The 15,419-nt window shown below is 63.4% G+C and carries 12 protein-coding genes; 4 read left to right on the forward strand and 8 right to left on the reverse strand.

Annotation, left to right across the window (positions count from 1 at the left end):
- The 5 genes from A6D6_RS14365 to thiC all read right to left on the reverse strand — a co-directional run.
- On the reverse strand, positions 1–1,685 hold a 1,685-nt coding region (locus tag A6D6_RS14365; RefSeq protein WP_159661111.1), incomplete at its 3' end, for a type VI secretion system Vgr family protein.
- 100 nt (positions 1,686–1,785) lie between these two features.
- Positions 1,786–2,592 (reverse strand): 3',5'-cyclic-AMP phosphodiesterase, encoded by an 807-nt coding sequence (gene cpdA, locus A6D6_RS14370; protein ID WP_133491652.1) that lies wholly within the window; start codon positions 2,590–2,592, stop codon positions 1,786–1,788.
- A gap of 175 nt (positions 2,593–2,767) precedes the next feature.
- Complete coding sequence (locus A6D6_RS14375) at positions 2,768–3,217, reverse strand: DUF1249 domain-containing protein (RefSeq protein ID WP_133491651.1); 450 nt, start codon at positions 3,215–3,217, stop codon at positions 2,768–2,770.
- Positions 3,214–3,843 carry an NUDIX domain-containing protein gene (locus tag A6D6_RS14380; protein ID WP_159661112.1) on the reverse strand — a complete coding sequence of 210 codons (630 nt, stop codon included), beginning with the start codon at positions 3,841–3,843 and terminating at the stop codon, positions 3,214–3,216. The genes A6D6_RS14375 and A6D6_RS14380 overlap by 4 nt, the downstream gene beginning before the upstream one ends.
- On the reverse strand, positions 3,836–5,713 hold the full coding sequence (thiC, locus tag A6D6_RS14385; protein ID WP_159661113.1) for a phosphomethylpyrimidine synthase ThiC: 1,878 nt from the start codon (positions 5,711–5,713) through the stop codon (positions 3,836–3,838). The genes A6D6_RS14380 and thiC overlap by 8 nt, the downstream gene beginning before the upstream one ends.
- 248 nt (positions 5,714–5,961) lie before the next feature.
- Between thiC and A6D6_RS14390 the strand changes: the two genes are divergently transcribed.
- Entirely contained in the window at positions 5,962–7,368 is a 1,407-nt protein-coding gene (locus A6D6_RS14390) for a TolC family outer membrane protein (RefSeq protein WP_133491648.1), read from the forward strand.
- On the opposite strand, the gene waaA is transcribed toward A6D6_RS14390, so the two are convergent.
- Entirely contained in the window at positions 7,355–8,566 is a 1,212-nt protein-coding gene (gene waaA, locus A6D6_RS14395; protein WP_369412898.1) for a lipid IV(A) 3-deoxy-D-manno-octulosonic acid transferase, read from the reverse strand. The genes A6D6_RS14390 and waaA overlap by 14 nt on opposite strands.
- A gap of 136 nt (positions 8,567–8,702) precedes the next feature.
- On the opposite strand from waaA, the gene A6D6_RS14400 reads away from it, so the two are divergent.
- Both A6D6_RS14400 and A6D6_RS14405 read left to right on the forward strand, forming a co-directional pair.
- On the forward strand, positions 8,703–9,911 hold the full coding sequence (locus A6D6_RS14400; RefSeq protein ID WP_159661114.1) for an FAD-dependent oxidoreductase: 1,209 nt from the start codon (positions 8,703–8,705) through the stop codon (positions 9,909–9,911).
- A complete protein-coding gene (locus tag A6D6_RS14405) occupies positions 9,911–10,696 on the forward strand; it encodes an aldo/keto reductase (protein WP_159661115.1) in 786 nt (261 codons plus the stop codon). Before A6D6_RS14400 ends, A6D6_RS14405 begins: the two co-directional genes overlap by 1 nt.
- Positions 10,697–10,792: 96 nt before the next feature.
- Here A6D6_RS14405 and A6D6_RS14410 read toward each other — a convergent pair whose 3' ends face one another.
- The gene (locus A6D6_RS14410; RefSeq protein ID WP_159661116.1) at positions 10,793–12,331 is read right to left on the reverse strand and encodes a flavin-containing monooxygenase; all 1,539 of its coding nucleotides are present in this window, start codon (positions 12,329–12,331) and stop codon (positions 10,793–10,795) included.
- 278 nt (positions 12,332–12,609) lie between these two features.
- Here A6D6_RS14410 and A6D6_RS14415 point away from each other — a divergent pair, with 278 nt between their 5' ends.
- Positions 12,610–13,620: an AraC family transcriptional regulator gene (locus A6D6_RS14415; protein ID WP_159661117.1), complete on the forward strand. Its 1,011-nt coding sequence runs from the start codon at positions 12,610–12,612 to the stop codon at positions 13,618–13,620.
- A gap of 217 nt (positions 13,621–13,837) precedes the next feature.
- Here the strand turns inward: A6D6_RS14415 and hldE are convergent, their stop codons facing one another.
- Positions 13,838–15,271, reverse strand: a complete 1,434-nt coding sequence (gene hldE, locus A6D6_RS14420; RefSeq protein ID WP_159661118.1) for a bifunctional D-glycero-beta-D-manno-heptose-7-phosphate kinase/D-glycero-beta-D-manno-heptose 1-phosphate adenylyltransferase HldE — start codon at positions 15,269–15,271, stop codon at positions 13,838–13,840.
- Positions 15,272–15,419 lie beyond the last annotated feature (148 nt).

The raw sequence follows: 15,419 nt of genomic DNA on the forward strand, positions 1-15,419 counted from the left end.
CCCAGGCCGCTGCGGGCCAGGCTGGTTTCCAACCGCACACTGACTTGTTTCGGGGTATCGTCCAGCAGCAGGCGCTGCAGGGTCGGGCTGTGATCGCCCTGGCCGTCGTGGTCGCGGGTTTGCAGGCCGCTGACGGTGCCGGCGTGGTTGGTGCCGTCTTCCTGGGCGACGCCGAACGGCGGTTTCACTTCGCCGTTGTAGAGTTGGCCGATGATCACCGGTTGGTCGATGTCCCCCTGGCGGAATTCCACCAGCACTTCGCTGTCGACCCGGGGCAGGAAATTGCCGCCCCAGTTCGGTCCGGCCAGGGCTTCCGCCACCGGCACCCAGATGCCGGAAGAATGGTCTCCCGGGGCGTGTCCTGGGTGCTGTCCACCGGTGTCGTCAAGGCCGCCGGGGTTGGGCGCCGCGCCGCGCTGCCAGGCGTATTGAATGCGCACCTGGTGGTCGCGATTGCTGGTGACGGCATCGCCGGGCATGCCCACCACCCGCGCCACCAGCGGCCCGCCCACGGTGGGTTTGGGGCGGTATAGCGGCGCGATCGGGGTGGTCGCCGGCACCGCCAGGAAGGTGTTGCGGTACTGGCCGGCCTTGAGGGTATCGTCGCCGAGCAGTTCGCCGGCGTGGGCCAGGTTGTTCACGGCGGCGTGCTCCACCGCCAGGGTCAGGTAGGGCCCCTGATCACAACGGGGGTGGCCGCTGAGGGTAAACGCCTCACCAGCGGCCAGAGTGCGGGAACGCCCCTCCCCCCGGTGCACGTGCCGCAACACCCGCAGCGCGTCGAGATGATGGCGGGCGCTTTGCTCCGCCTGATCCGCGCCGTCGAAACGGGCGTCCTGGCGGTGCCAGTAGATTTCCCGCACCGGCAAGCCATCGGGATCGGCTTCCTCGGCACGGCCTGTGACGGTACGCACCTTGCCGCTGTGCCAGCTGGCCACCTGCACCGCATTGGGGGTCAGGCGGGTGCCGTCGGTGAAGCGGGTGATCGCCGCCCGCCCTTCCTCGGAAAGGTCATTATGGAAATGCAGCGGCGCGGCCTCGGGGTGTCTGGCATGGCGATCAAAGATCACCAGAGTCACCAGCGCCCCTTGATCCCCCTCCCCTTCGTCCTGGCGATGCTCGAAACGCCAGGCCAGACCACATTCGGCCATCAGCCGCCGCACGAAATGCCAGTCGCTTTCCCGGTACTGGGTAATCATCGGCCGTTGTGGTAGCGGGTCCATCAGGTCGAATCGCACCGCGCCATCGGCGTACTCCGCGAACACCTGCTCCAGCACGTCCCGAACGGTGCATTGGGGGAACACCAGGCTGTTGAGTCGCTGCTCCAGCCACCAGGTCCAGGGCGCCACGATAAGTTCACAGCGAGGCAGGCCGTCCATGTCGACAAAGTGATGGCCGTCCACGCAGACGCCGTGCCAGCGCCGCCAGCCGCCGTCGGTGCGGCGCAGGGACAAGGTCAGGGGCTGACCGATCAGGGCGTCGAGAAAACCGTCGTCACGGCGATCAGAACCGGAGATGAAGCATTGCAACTGGAAACGATAGTCGCCGCAAATTTCCTCGCGGCCACGGAAACGCTCGACCACCAGACCATTCACCGGAGCATCCAGTTCGATCAGGCGCTGATCCTGCAGAGGGCTGGCCAGAGAGGCCAATAGATCACGGGCGAGGGATTGGGTCTCAATCATGGAAAGTCCTTTTCCAGAGGGCGGGTCCTGTCTTAACCTCCCGCCGAATCCGCAGAGCATAGCAAGGCGGCCGGATGAGTCAACCTGGCCGCCACCGGCGTCAGTAACCGTTAACGGTGAGATCCACGGTGAAATGCATGCCCTGGACCCGGCTCACTCCGGACTCGATACGCCCGTCGGGGTAAAGATCCAGCCAGCGGTAGCCCGGGTTGCATTCATCCAGGGCAAAATCGGCGCTGTGCGGTTTGAACTGAACGCAGGTGCTGGGCACCGACAGCAAACGCACATTTTTGCGGCGGCTTTCGTATTCCTGATGAACGTGCCCCCATAACACCGCCCGCACCTGGGGGTGCTGGTCGACGATGCGGAAAAAGGCGTCGGAATTGGCCACCTGCTGCTCGTCGAGCCAGCGGCTGCCCATGGGCACCGGATGGTGATGCAGGCAAATCATCACATGGTGATCACGACTCTCCGCCAGCGCCTGCTCCAGAAACGCCAGATCCCGATCAAACAGCTCACCGGGTACCTGGCCGGGAATGGTGGAGTCGAGCATGATCACCCGCCAGCCGTCCACGGCACCGACACAGGGGCTGACCCGGCCGGCTTCATCGGCGAGCATGGCGCGCATGGGGTGGGTTTCATCGTGGTTCCCCTCCAGCCAGTAGACCGGCACGTCGAAGGCCCTCAGCGTCTGTTTGAGGCGCGTATAGGATGCTTCGGAGCCGTCCTGAGAGAGGTCCCCGGTGGCCAGGATCGCCCGCATATCCGGCTGCTCGGCGCGAACCAGACGAAGAACGGTCTCCAGACTGTGCTGCGTATTCAACCCCAGCATGGTACTGGCCGGGTCGGCGAACAGGTGGAAGTCCGACAGTTGCACCACCCGAACGGGTGTTACCGGTTGCGACAAGGTACGCGCTCCCGCTGTTTGTAGTGATCCGTTTTACCCTCAAGCGCCGTGGCGCCCATCCCATGCGTCGCCGGCCCCTTCCCCAAGCGGCCGGACCACGCTTTCGGCAACTTAGAGCCTGTTCAAGACCTTATAACGCAACCATTACAGGATTGACCAGGAACCTGGTTCCGTTTCAGGAACCGGCCGCCGGCCATACCGGGGCGGCACTGCGTCCATGGTCGCTGACATGGGTCAGCCACTCACCAAGAAAGCGATTCCACTGCGCCTTCTCATCGCGCTGATGCATGTCGGGATTGGGATAGGGGTAGCGGGCGCTGACGCGTTGGAAGCGGCTGGCCTCGGTGACTTCCGCCACCCGGGCATCGTGGTAAAGCCGCACGGTGAGGCGCTGCCCCGGCATGGCTTCGTGCAGCCCCTGATCTTCCAGTCGCAGAGTGGTGGTATAAGGGGCGCGTTCCAGCACCCGGATGTTCAGGGTACGAGGCCGCTCGGCACCCAGCGACAGATCCAGGCTGTCCTGTTCACCCAGAGCGCGGATCAACGGCAAAAGGCGGGCATAGTTGGCCTCACACTGCGCCATCAGATCACGAAAGTTCAGGCGATAGCGGCGAGATACCGTCATCCCCGCCACTCCCGGTCCAGCGCAGCGCGATGCAACAGCAACCATTGAAGGGTGATCAGGGAGGCGGCGTTATCCACCCGCCCGCTTTCCAGCAGTGCCGGAATTTCCGCCACCGCCCATGTCGTCGCCAGGATGTCCTCGCCTTCCCCGGCGCAGCCGTAAACACCGCCGGCACCGGCCAGATCAGCGCGGGCGACGAACAAATGCAGCCGCTCATTGGTGCCGCCGGGGCTGGGCATGTAGCTGAGCACCGGGCGCATCTCGCCAAGTTCAATGCCCGCCTCTTCCATCGCTTCACGGCGTACCAGTTGCTCCACCGGCTCGCCCTCCTTGTCGGCGATACCGGCGATCATTTCCAGACACCACGGGGTATCCCGCCAGCCCAGGGCGCCGACGCGGAACTGCTCCACCAGCAGGATCTCGCCACGTACCGGGTCATAGGGCAGCACCGCCGCGGCCGGCTGTCGCAGGAACACTTCACGGGTCAGTTCGGGGCCCCAATCGCCTTGATAACGGCGATGACGCAGGGTCAACCGGTCCACCTGGAAAAACCCCTTGAACGGGGTTTCCCGCTTCAGCACCTCCACATCGGCGGCACTGAAGCGGGGGGCGCGGGAATTATTCATTGGCCTCATGATAAAGCTTGGAGCCCTGTTGCAGGAATTCGCGGGACTTTTCCTCCATGCCGACACGGGCCTGATCAACCTGTGCCTGTCCATCGCCGTAGGTCTCGCGAACCTCCTGGCTGATCTTCATGGAGCAGAACTTCGGTCCACACATGGAGCAGAAATGGGCCACCTTGTGCGCCTGCTTCGGCAGGGTCTCGTCATGAAAAGCCCGTGCCCGGTCCGGGTCCAGCCCCAGGTTGAACTGGTCTTCCCAGCGGAATTCGAAGCGCGCCTTGGACAGCACATTGTCACGCAGTTGAGCGCCCGGGTGCCCCTTGGCCAGGTCGGCGGCGTGGGCGGCGATCTTGTAGGCGATGATGCCTTCCTTCACGTCTTCCCGGTTGGGCAAGCCCAGGTGCTCCTTGGGGGTCACATAGCACAGCATGGCGGTGCCGAACCAACCGATCATGGCGGCGCCGATGGCGCTGCTGATGTGGTCATAGCCCGGGGAGATGTCCAGGGTCAGCGGCCCCAGCGTGTAGAAGGGCGCCTCGTGGCAGTGCTTGAGCTGCTCTTCCATGTTTTCCTTGATCATGTGCATGGGCACGTGACCGGGGCCTTCGATCATCACCTGGACGTCATGTTTCCAGGCGATCTTGGTCAGTTCACCGAGGGTACGCAGCTCCGAGAACTGGGCTTCGTCGTTGGCGTCGGCGATGGAGCCGGGACGCAGACCATCACCGAGACTGAAGGTCACGTCGTAGGCCTTCATGATCTCGCAGATGTCTTCGAAATGGGTATAGAGGAAATTCTCCTCATGGTGTGCCAGACACCATTTGGCCATGATCGAGCCACCGCGGGACACGATGCCGGTCACCCGGTTGGCGGTGAGCGGCACATAGCGCAGCAAGACGCCGGCATGAATGGTGAAGTAATCCACCCCCTGCTCGGCCTGTTCGATCAGGGTGTCGCGGAAAATTTCCCAGGTCAGGTCTTCGGCAATACCATTGACCTTCTCAAGCGCCTGATAAATCGGTACCGTGCCGATGGGCACCGGCGAGTTGCGCAGGATCCATTCCCGGGTTTCGTGAATGTTCTGCCCGGTGGAAAGGTCCATTACGGTGTCGCCGCCCCAACGGGTGGCCCAGGTCATCTTCGCCACTTCCTCCTCGATAGAGGAGGTCACCGCGGAGTTGCCGATGTTGGCATTGACCTTGGTGAGGAAGTTGCGGCCAATGATCATCGGCTCGATTTCCGGGTGGTTGATGTTGGCGGGGATCACGGCGCGGCCGCGAGCGACTTCATCGCGGACGAATTCCGGGGTGATCTCATCCGGAATGGCGGCACCGAAACTGCGGCCCGGATGTTGCGCCACCGGCAGGCCGGCCTCGCGATGTTCACGCAGGCGCTGGCTTTCACGGATGGCGATGAATTCCATTTCCGGCGTGATAATGCCCTGACGCGCGTAGTGCATTTGCGAGACATTGCTGCCCCGGCGCGCGCGCCGCGGGGCACGGATGTGCGGGAAGCGCAAACCGGCGGTAGCCACATCGGCGGCGCGGCGGCGACCGTAATCACTGGTCAGGTCGGCGAGTTGCTCGCTGTCACCGCGCTCCTCGATCCAGGCACCGCGCAGTGCCGACAGTCCCTGGCGGATGTCGATACGCGCATCGGGGTCGGTATAAGGACCGGAAGTGTCGTACACCGACAACGGCGGATTCTGCTCAAAGGCCCCGTTGGCCAGGGGGGTCGGATCCTGGCGGATTTCACGCATGGGAACGCGGATATCTGGGCGGCTGCCGGAGACATACACCTTCCGCGAACCCATGATGGGTTGGCAGGCCTCGTCGATGGCATTGGGTGCGGCATTACGTTGCTCGTCTGGCACGATCGGCCTCCAGGGCTACAACAAACATGGGGGAGGCGAACACTATACGCAGCGACCCATTTACGGACAACCGAGGGCGCGACGATGGGAGTGTCAATCCGTCTCGCTTGCCATTACCATACTGGCCAGTTCACCATTTCACCGTTACCTGTCGGTGGGGATCAAGCGCCAGCCGTGCAAGGACAAAATGCCCGGCACGGCTGGCGCGAGACACAAGCCGGAACAAAAGAATGAGGAAGGAAACGCATATGAAGCGGAGCCCGCTGAAACCTCTGGCCCTGGCCATCACCCTGCTGTCCATGGGCGCCCAGGCCGCCGACCTGAAACAGGTCGCCAATGCCGCCTGGGATTACGACAGCACCTGGCGCGCCGAGCGGCAAACCTGGGAAGCGGAACAGGAAACGCTGGTGCAGGGCCGGGCGGCGCTGCTCCCCACCATCGATGCCCGCTACGGCCGCTACCGCACCGACCGGGATATCGAGGAAGGTAATTTCAACCAGAAGTATGACTCGGAAGCCACCACGGTAACGCTGTCGCAACCGCTGTTCCGGCTCGACGCCTGGTACGGCTTCAAGGAAGCCAAAGCGGTGGTCTCCACCGCCGAGGCTGAATTCCAGCAAGCGCGCCAGGATTTCGTATTGCGCGTGGCTCAGGGCTACTTCGGCGTGCTGCGGGCCTGGGACACCCTGGTGTCGGCCCAGGCCGAGGAAAAGGCCATCTCCCGGCAACTGGAGCAAACCAACGAACGCTTCGAGGTGGGTCTGGTGCCAGCCACCGAAGTGGAAGAGGCGCAAGCCGCCTATGACCTGACCCGGGTGAACCTGATCGTCGCCGAGCAGGACTTCGCCATCGCCCGTGACCAGTTGGAAACCCTCACCGGTCAGCGTTGGGAAACCCTGGCGGAACTGCGTGAGCAACTGCCGATGGAAGGGCCGCAACCGGCAACAATGCAGGACTGGCTGGACAAGGCCTCGGTACGGAATCCCCAGGTACTGGTGGCCCAGGGGAACGCCACCGCGGCGGGTTTCACCGCCGACCGTCAATTCGGCGCGATGATGCCGCAGGTGGCTTTGGTGGGCACCTACTCCCACACCCACACCTCTCCACGAGGCGACAGCGCGGTGGGCACCACGTCTTCCGGGATCACCCCGGACAACCACGGCACGGAAGTGGGCATCGAGATTTCCATGCCACTGTTCCGTGGCGGCGGCCTCAACAGCCAGCGCAAACAGGCTGCTCTGCGCGCCGACGCCGCCGACCAGTTGTATCAGCAGGCGATCCGTGACGTTACCCAGCAGACCCGCACCTTTTACCGCACGGTGGAGGCGGACGCGCTGCGGGTCAGCGCTCGCAAGCAGGCCATCCGGTCCGCCCGCGCCGCTCTGGAAGCCACCCAGTCCGGCTACGAGGTGGGCACCCGCAACGTGGTTGACCTGCTCAACGCACAGCAGGCCCTGTACGGTGCGTTACGCGACTACGCCAACGCGCGCTATGACTACATCCTCAACACTCTGAACCTGAAAGCCGCCACCGGCGAGTTGGACGTCGAGGATCTGGCCTCACTGAATGACTGGCTGTCCGGTCAGGAAAGCCTGGACCTCTATGATCCGGATCTGGAAGGCCAGAGCGAAGCGCAAATGGTCACGCCACGCTGAAGCGCCCCACGGTTGGCGGCCACCACGGCCGCCGCCCCGGGTCTTCGAACAATCCCGTTACCGCCCGCGCCAGCGCCTCGCCATCGGCCACCAATTCCAAGGCCTCCGCCTGATCCAGCAAATCGGCGATGGCGGTAAAGTTATGCAGATGGGGCCCGCTCAGCACCGGCAGTGACCAGGCCGCCGGCTCCAGCAAATTATGTCCGCCCACCGGCACCAGGGAACCGCCGACGAAAGCCACGTCACTGATACCGAACAGCATCAGTAATTCTCCCATGGTATCCGCCAGGTAAACCTGAGTCCGTTCGTCCACCGCCTCGTCACGGCTGCGGCGAGCGACACTGAATCCACGCCGGCGGGCCAGGCCCGCCACTTCATCAAAACGCTCCGGGTGGCGCGGCACCAGCACCAGCAACGCTTGTGGTTGATCAGCCAGAATCTGGCGATGGGCGGCAAGCACCATCTCGTCCTCGCCGGGATGGGTGCTGGCGGCGATCCACACCGGCCGTTGCGTGAACTCCGCCCTCAATGCCGAGGCCGCCGTTTTCACCGGGTCGTCCAGGGTCAGGTCGAATTTGACGCTGCCGTTGACCTTGATCCGTTGCGGATCGGCGCCCAACTGGCGAAACCGTTCCGCCTCCGCTTCGGTCTGCACCGCCAGCACCTGGAAACGGCCCAGCATCGGGCGCACCAGGGCACCGAGCCTGGCATAGCCGCGATAGCTCTTCTCCGACAGCCGGCCATTCATCAGCATCAGTTTGGCGCCACGGGCTTCGGCGGCGGCGCACAGGTTCGGCCACAGCTCGGTTTCCAGGACGATCACCAGACGCGGATCGAAGGCCCGGAAAAAGCGCCGGTAGGCGCCGGGCAATTCCCATGGGCAATAGACATGCGTGACCCGGTCACCGAACAATGCCCGCACCCGTTCCGAACCGGTGGGCGTGGTGGTGGTCACGATCAATGGCGTTTCCGGGAAACGCGCCAGCAGCGCTTCGATCAACGGCGCCGCCGCCAGGGTCTCCCCCACCGACACCGCATGAATCCAGACGCTGTCCTTGAGCGTACCGGAGCGATAGCCCAGCGCCATGCGCTCACGCCAACGCTGTCGATAGGCCGGCGCCCGCCGCCCCCGCCACCACAGACGCACGAACAGCAACGGCAGCAGCAGATACCAAAGCAAGGTGTAGAAAAAACGCATAGAACGATCCAAACAGTGGCACGGGCGAGACAATCGACCTTGAGGTCGCCGGATATCATCCCCACAGATGACCCACATCGGCATCCTTGACGGCGGCCTATGCTAGCATAGCCGCAACTTTTTCCGGCGGTGAGCCATGACTACCCAGACCCTAGAACCGGACGTTCTCATTTTCGGCGGCGGCATTGCCGGCCTGTGGTTGATCAACCAATTACAGAATCAGGGCTACCAATGCCTGTTGCTGGAAACCGGCACTCTGGGCGGAGCCCAGACCCTGGCCAGCCAGGGCATTATTCACGGCGGGCTCAAGTACGCCCTTGGCGGCGCCCTGTCCAATGAATCCGAGGCCATCGCCGGCATGCCGGAGCGCTGGCGCGCCGCCATGGCGGGACAGGGCCCGGTGCCGCTGAATGGTCTGGATGTGCTCTCGGACACCCAGCATCTGTGGTCCGCCGGCTCCGTGGCCAGCCGCATGACCACCTTCTTCGCCAGCAAGATGCTGCGTGGCCGGATCGAGCGTTTGCGCCGTGGCGACTACCCTTCCGCCCTCGCCAATGCCCGTTTCAAGGGGCAGGTCTACCGGCTCGACGATCTGGTGGTGGATACCGAAAGCCTGCTCGATGTGCTGACCGCGCCGGTGCGAACCCGATTGCTGCGGGCGCCGGATTTAAGCGAACGGCTGACCTGGGATGAGCGCGGCATTCGCGAAGTGCGTCTCGATGGCGCCGTGATCCGCCCGAAACTGTCGGTACTGGCCGCTGGCGATGGTAACGCGGCCTTGCTGGACGACGCCCACGCCCAGCATCTCTTCAGCCAGGATGAGAGCCAGAGCCGGCCACTGAAAATGGTGCTGGTGCGCCATCGTCTCGGCCATTCGCTCTATGCTCACTGTGTCGGTGCCAGCAGCAAGCCCCGTCTGACCGTCACCACCCACCCGCTACCGGACGGTTCCCTGGTCTGGTATCTCGGTGGTGACCTGGCGGAACGGGGCGTGGAACGGAATGACGCCGAACAGATCGCCGCCGCCAAGGCGGAACTCGATCAATTGTTCCCCTGGCTGGACTTCAGCGGCGCCGATTGGGCCACCCTGGATGTGAGTCGGGCGGAGCCGCGCCAGAACAGCCTGGCCAAGCCCGACAACGCCTATGCCCGGCGCGACGGCGACCTGATCCTGACCTGGCCCACCAAACTGACGTTGGCGCCGGACCTGGGTGACCGGGTTGAAGCCTTGATCCGTGAACACGGCCTGCAACCGGGCCCCGCCATGGCGCCGCCCGAAAACCTGCCGCTGGCCCCTCTGGGGCAACCGTACTGGCACCACTGCTTCGCGCGGGAGAATCACTGATGGCGTTTCTGCGCCCGCTCGGCGACACCGGGCTGACCGTCAGCGCCCTCGGCCTCGGCACGGTGAAGATCGGCCGTGACCAGGGCGTGAAATACCCCTCCGCGTTCACCATCCCCGATGACCAGGCGGTGCGCGAGCTGCTGGCGCTGGCCCGGGACCTGGACATCAACCTGATCGACACCGCTCCGGCCTACGGACGCAGCGAGGAACGGCTGGGACAGTTGCTGACCGGGCGCCGGGACTGGGTCATCGTCTCCAAGGTCGGTGAAGAGTTCGAGAAAGGCGAGAGCCGTTTCGACTTTACCCCCGAGCACACCATCGCCTCGGTGGAGCGCAGCTTGCGCCGCCTCAACACCGACTATCTGGATTGCGTGCTGATTCACTCCGACGGCAACGATCTGGACGTGCTGCGTCAGGGCACGCTGGAAGTCCTGGCGGAGCTGAAACGCAAAGGGCTGATCCGGGCCATCGGGGTTTCCACCAAGACCGTGGAAGGCGGCCTGGAAACCCTGCGGCGGGCGGACGTGGCCATGGTCACCTATAACCTGGCCCACGATGAGGAACGGCCGGTGATCGATTACGCCGCCGAACACGGCAAAGGGATTTTGATCAAGAAGGCGTTCGCCAGCGGCCACCTCGACGCCGATCACGCTGATCCGGTTCAGGCCAGTCTCGACCGGGTCCTCGGCACACCGGGCGTCGGCGCCGTGATCGCCGGCACGGTCAACCCCAGGCACCTGCGGGAAAACGTGGAGAAAGCCCGCCGGGCCGTGGGGGCTCTCTGACGCCGGTATTCGCTGCCAAGGCAGCTTCCCACAGCGGCTTCGTAGTGATCTTACTGTGGGAAGCTGCCTTGGCAGCGAATGGTCACGAATGGCGTGTCAGACCCTCACCGGCTCCCCTTGCGGTTGTCTCTCCGCCACTTTTTCCCAGCGATAAACGGACTCGTCCAGGGAGCGGGTCTTCAGCCAGTAGCGCCAGGTGGAGTACGGCCAGATCGCCACGTTGCGGCCATCCGCCTGCTGATACCAGCTGGAACACCCACCGCTCTGCCACACCGTGCCCTTGAGATCCATCTGCAACTGATCATTGAAAGCGTCCATGTCCGAGCGCTTCACATCCAGATAATCCGCGCCACGCCGCGCCACCGTGCGGATGGCATCGACGATGTATCGCGCCTGGCACTCGATCATGAAAATAATGGAGTTGTGGCCGAGTCCGGTGTTGGGGCCGACCATCTGGAACATGTTCGGATAACCAGCCACGCTGACGCCCAGATAGGCCTCGGAAGCATTGCGCCAGTCATCCTGCAGACGATGACCCGGCAGCCCGGTGATCTCGAAATCCTTCATGTAAATGCGCGGATCCACCACGAAGCCGGTACCGAGCACCAGGCAGTCCATCTCCCGCTCGCTACCGTCACTGAACACAATGCTGTGTTCCCGTATTTCCTTTACCCCTTCGGTGACCAGCTCCACGTTGGGCCGGTTGAAGGTAGGATAATAGCGATTGGAGATCATGATCCGCTTGCAGCCCAACCGATAGTTGGGCGTCAACTTGCGGGCGGTGTCCTTGTCCTTCACCTGATAGCGGATGAACTGCTTCACCAACGGTTCCAGCAGCGACGCCAGGCGCGGATGAAAGATCGGCAGTACCCGGGACTCGTTGCTCCAGTACAAGCGCGCCCGATGCAGTTTGCGCAACAGCGGGAAGCGACGGAACCAGTTCTTGTCCCGCTGTGAATAAGCCCTCTCATCACGGGGGACGATCCAGCCCGGGGTACGCTGCACCACGGTCAATTGATCCACCTTCGGCGCAATCTCCGGCACGTACTGAATGGCACTGGCGCCGGTGCCGACGGACACCACTTTTTTGCCACCGAGATCGTAGTCGTGATCCCACTGGGAAGAATGGAACACTTTGCCTTTGAAGTTTTCCAGCCCTGGGAACTCAGGTATGGACGGCACATGCAGCGGGCCGGTGGCCAGCACCCAATGCTGACAATCGACACGGGTGCCGTCGGTGAGCCGCAGCGTCCAGCGGGCTCTCTTTTCATCAAAGTGGGCCTCTTCCACCTCCGAGTTGAAACGGATATTACCGCGCAGCTGGTGCTTGTCCGTCACCCTCAGGATGTATTCCTGAATTTCCCGCCAGCCACTGTAGCGGCGGGACCAGTCCGGGTTGCCCTCGAAAGAATAGGAATACATGTGCGACTGCACATCACAGGCAGCGCCGGGATAAGTATTTTCCCGCCAGGTGCCCCCCACTCCGGCGGCTTTTTCCAGCACCACGAAATCGTCGATCCCGGCCTCTCGCAGTTTGATCGCCATGCACAAGCCACCAAAGCCGCCGCCGACGATCGCCACCTTGGTGGTCAGATCGGTCGGATCGCCAACGTCCAGGTTCACCTTACTGTTCATCTTATTCTCCTGTTGGACACGCCATGCCCGCAGTCTAGCTTGGCGGCCCTCGGCGGGAACGTGTTAGGCTGACCCTGAAATTGATAATTCCGGCCACCACCAGGCGCTTAAGGAAACGCTGAAAGCCCCCGTCATCCCGAGCCTGACCCGTACCGTCATCCCGGGCTTGACCCGGGATCTCCGTCTGTAGGGGCATGGCTTCGTAGAGGGAGATGCCGGATCAGGTCCGGCATGACGTTTTTCAGAGGCTCCTTAACCAAACACCCAGTCAGGCACCTATGTCACAACGCTCCGTTCTTGCCTTGATGTATACCCTGGATCTGCTGGAGGAGCGCGGTATCTCCTGCGCGCCGGTGCTGGCGCGGCACGGCCTGGACGCGGGCAGACTGGATCCCAACGGCGAAATCGAGCGGGACCGGGAACTGCGTTTACTGGCGGAATTGCTGCCCCTGGCGGAGGATCCGCAATTGGGCATGGAGATGGGAAAACGGTTCGGGCTGGCCGGCTACGGCCCGCTGACCATGCTGTTGATGACCAGCGCCACCGCGTTCGATGGCTTCCAGCTCGGCGTCCGCTATCAGTCCCTGACTTATCTTTACGGCGAGTTGTCGCTGGTGCCGGGCAATGATACCACCGCCCTGATTCTGAAGCCGATTCCGCTGCCGGAGTCGGTGCGCCGTATCCTCATCGAGCGCGACATGGTCGGCACCTTCAAACTGGTCAACGATATCCAGACGCAGCTGGGTCTGGACCTGACACCACGGGAAGTCTGGCTGCCCCTGCCCGAGCCGGAGCACAAAGCACCTTATGAACAGTTTTTCCGCGCGCCGGTGAAGTACGACATGCCCTGGTGTCAGGCCACCATCGGCAACCGCGATCTGGCCCTGCCCCTGCCGGGCTACAACCGCACCGCCCATGAACTTTACCGCTCACAATGCGATGCTCTGCTGGCACGCCGCCAGAACCCCAGCGAGCAGCTGGCCGACCGCGTCAGCGCCTATCTGGATTTGTTTCTGGAGGATTTTCCCGGCGCCGCCGAGGTGGCCGTCACCTTCGATCTGCCGGAACGCACTCTGCGCCGCCGCCTCAGCACCGAAGGCCGGCCGTTCCAGCAGCTTCTCGATGAAGTCCGCCTGAACAAGGCCCTGAACTACCTGGCGGACTCCAAACGCAGCGTCGAGAACATCGCCCGCCTGCTCGGCTACAGCGAACCCGCCGCCTTCATTCGCGCGTTCCAGCGCTGGACCGGGGAGACCCCGGCAAAACACAGAAAAGCAGTTGACAGTTGATAGTGGACAGTTGACAGCGGAAAACAAAAACAGGTGATCTTTAGCGGCTGTGGGAAGCTTGCTGGCAAGCGAATGGGCTTCGCTCAGGCGCTTGGCAACATTCGCTTGCAAGCAAGCTTCCCACAGGAAAGGCATGAATCAACTTTGTTGATACGCAAATAGGTTTTGCACTTCCACATTTCTTTTCGCTGTCAACTGTCCACTATCAACTATCAACTCACTCTTCGTTCTTCCTGATTTTTTGCACGATGTGCGTGGTGGAAATGTCCTCGACGAAGTCCAGTACTTCCACCTCGCCACCGTAGGCTTTGACGATGTCGGCGCCAACCACCTGATCGACGGCGTAATCACCGCCCTTGACCAGTACATCGGGCTTTACCTTTTTCAACAGCGGTTCAGGGGTGTCGGTGTCGAAGGCCACCACATAGTCCACCGCTTCCAGCGCCGCCAGCACCGCCATGCGCCGCTCCAGAGGGTTGATTGGCCGGCCCGGCCCCTTGAGGCGGGTGATCGAGGCATCGCTGTTGACCGCCAGCACCAGACGATCCCCCAGACGGCGGGCGGAGTCCAGGTAGCCCACATGACCGGCATGGATGATGTCAAAGCAGCCGTTGGTGAAGACGATTTTTTCCCCCTGGGCGCGGGCGTCCTCGATCGCCACCAGCAATTGCTCCTCGGTCATCACACCCCGCCCCAGGCCGCCGGTCTGATGCACCGCCCGGCGCAGTTCCGGCGCCGATACCACCGCGGTGCCCAATTTGGCGACGACAATACCGGCGGCGATGTTGGCCAGAGCCACCGCTTCCTCCATGGGACTGCCCGCGGCCAGCGCCACCGCCAGGGTGGAAATCACCGTGTCACCGGCGCCGGTGACATCAAACACTTCCCGGGCGCGTGCCGGCAGGTGCAGTTCAGGTTTGCCGGCGCGGATCAGCGTCATGCCCTTTTCGCTGCGCGTCACCAGCAGCGCTTCCAGATCCAGATTGGACAGCAGTTCCTTTCCTTTGGCGACCAGGGTTTTCTCGTCCGGCACCGGCCCCACCACCGCTTCCAGTTCCGCCAGATTGGGGGTCAACAGAGTCGCTCCCCGGTAGCGCTCGAAATCCGTGCCTTTGGGATCCACCAGTACCGGCACCCCGGCCCGGCGCGCCAGCGCAATCAGGCCCTGACAGTCACGCAGCGCCCCCTTGGCGTAATCGGAGAGCACCAGAGCGCCGCAATCACGCAGCCCCTGCTCCACCTCGGCGGCGAACGGAGCCGGATCCTCGTCCTGGAACGATTCCTCAAAATCCAGCCTCAACAGCTGCTGCTGACGACTCACCACCCGCAGTTTGGTGATGGTGGGCAGCCCGGGGATCTTCTGGAAACGGCTGGTGACCTCGGCCGCGCCGAGCCTCTCCTCGAGCAGACGGGCGGCCTCGTCATCCCCGGTGACTCCCACCAGGGAGGCTTTGGCGCCCAGCGCGGCCATGTTCAGAGCCACGTTGGCGGCCCCGCCGGGACGGTCCTCGATGTCCGTGACCCGCACCACCGGCACCGGTGCTTCCGGCGAGATGCGCCCGGTGGGCCCATGCCAGTAGCGATCCAGCATGACATCACCGGCCACCAGCACCCGGGCCTGGCCAAAAGGGGGAATTCGCGGGTCGTGCATCACCGTCTCCTCAAGCGCCGACTCATAAATATCGGCGCAAGCCAATGTTTGCCGCGCAGTGTAGCATAGGACACTGTCGGCACCGCCGCCCCCGGCGTCACTGCCGACGGCCCGCCGGAGTGTGGTTTTTCCCCGGCGCGCTCAGTAC

It is taken from the genome of Alcanivorax xiamenensis, from assembly GCF_009846745.1.
GTDB lineage: Bacteria > Pseudomonadota > Gammaproteobacteria > Pseudomonadales > Alcanivoracaceae > Alloalcanivorax > Alloalcanivorax xiamenensis.

Coding starts and splice junctions, on each gene's coding strand:
- A6D6_RS14410 (WP_159661116.1), bottom strand. CDS start 12,331: ATGAACAGTAAGGTGAACCTGGACGTTGGCGATCCGACCGATCTGACC.
- A6D6_RS14405 (WP_159661115.1), top strand. CDS start 9,911: ATGGCGTTTCTGCGCCCGCTCGGCGACACCGGGCTGACCGTCAGCGCC.
- hldE (WP_159661118.1), bottom strand. CDS start 15,271: ATGCACGACCCGCGAATTCCCCCTTTTGGCCAGGCCCGGGTGCTGGTG.
- A6D6_RS14390 (WP_133491648.1), top strand. CDS start 5,962: ATGAAGCGGAGCCCGCTGAAACCTCTGGCCCTGGCCATCACCCTGCTG.
- A6D6_RS14415 (WP_159661117.1), top strand. CDS start 12,610: ATGTCACAACGCTCCGTTCTTGCCTTGATGTATACCCTGGATCTGCTG.
- A6D6_RS14380 (WP_159661112.1), bottom strand. CDS start 3,843: ATGAATAATTCCCGCGCCCCCCGCTTCAGTGCCGCCGATGTGGAGGTG.
- waaA (WP_369412898.1), bottom strand. CDS start 8,566: ATGCGTTTTTTCTACACCTTGCTTTGGTATCTGCTGCTGCCGTTGCTG.
- A6D6_RS14400 (WP_159661114.1), top strand. CDS start 8,703: ATGACTACCCAGACCCTAGAACCGGACGTTCTCATTTTCGGCGGCGGC.
- A6D6_RS14375 (WP_133491651.1), bottom strand. CDS start 3,217: ATGACGGTATCTCGCCGCTATCGCCTGAACTTTCGTGATCTGATGGCG.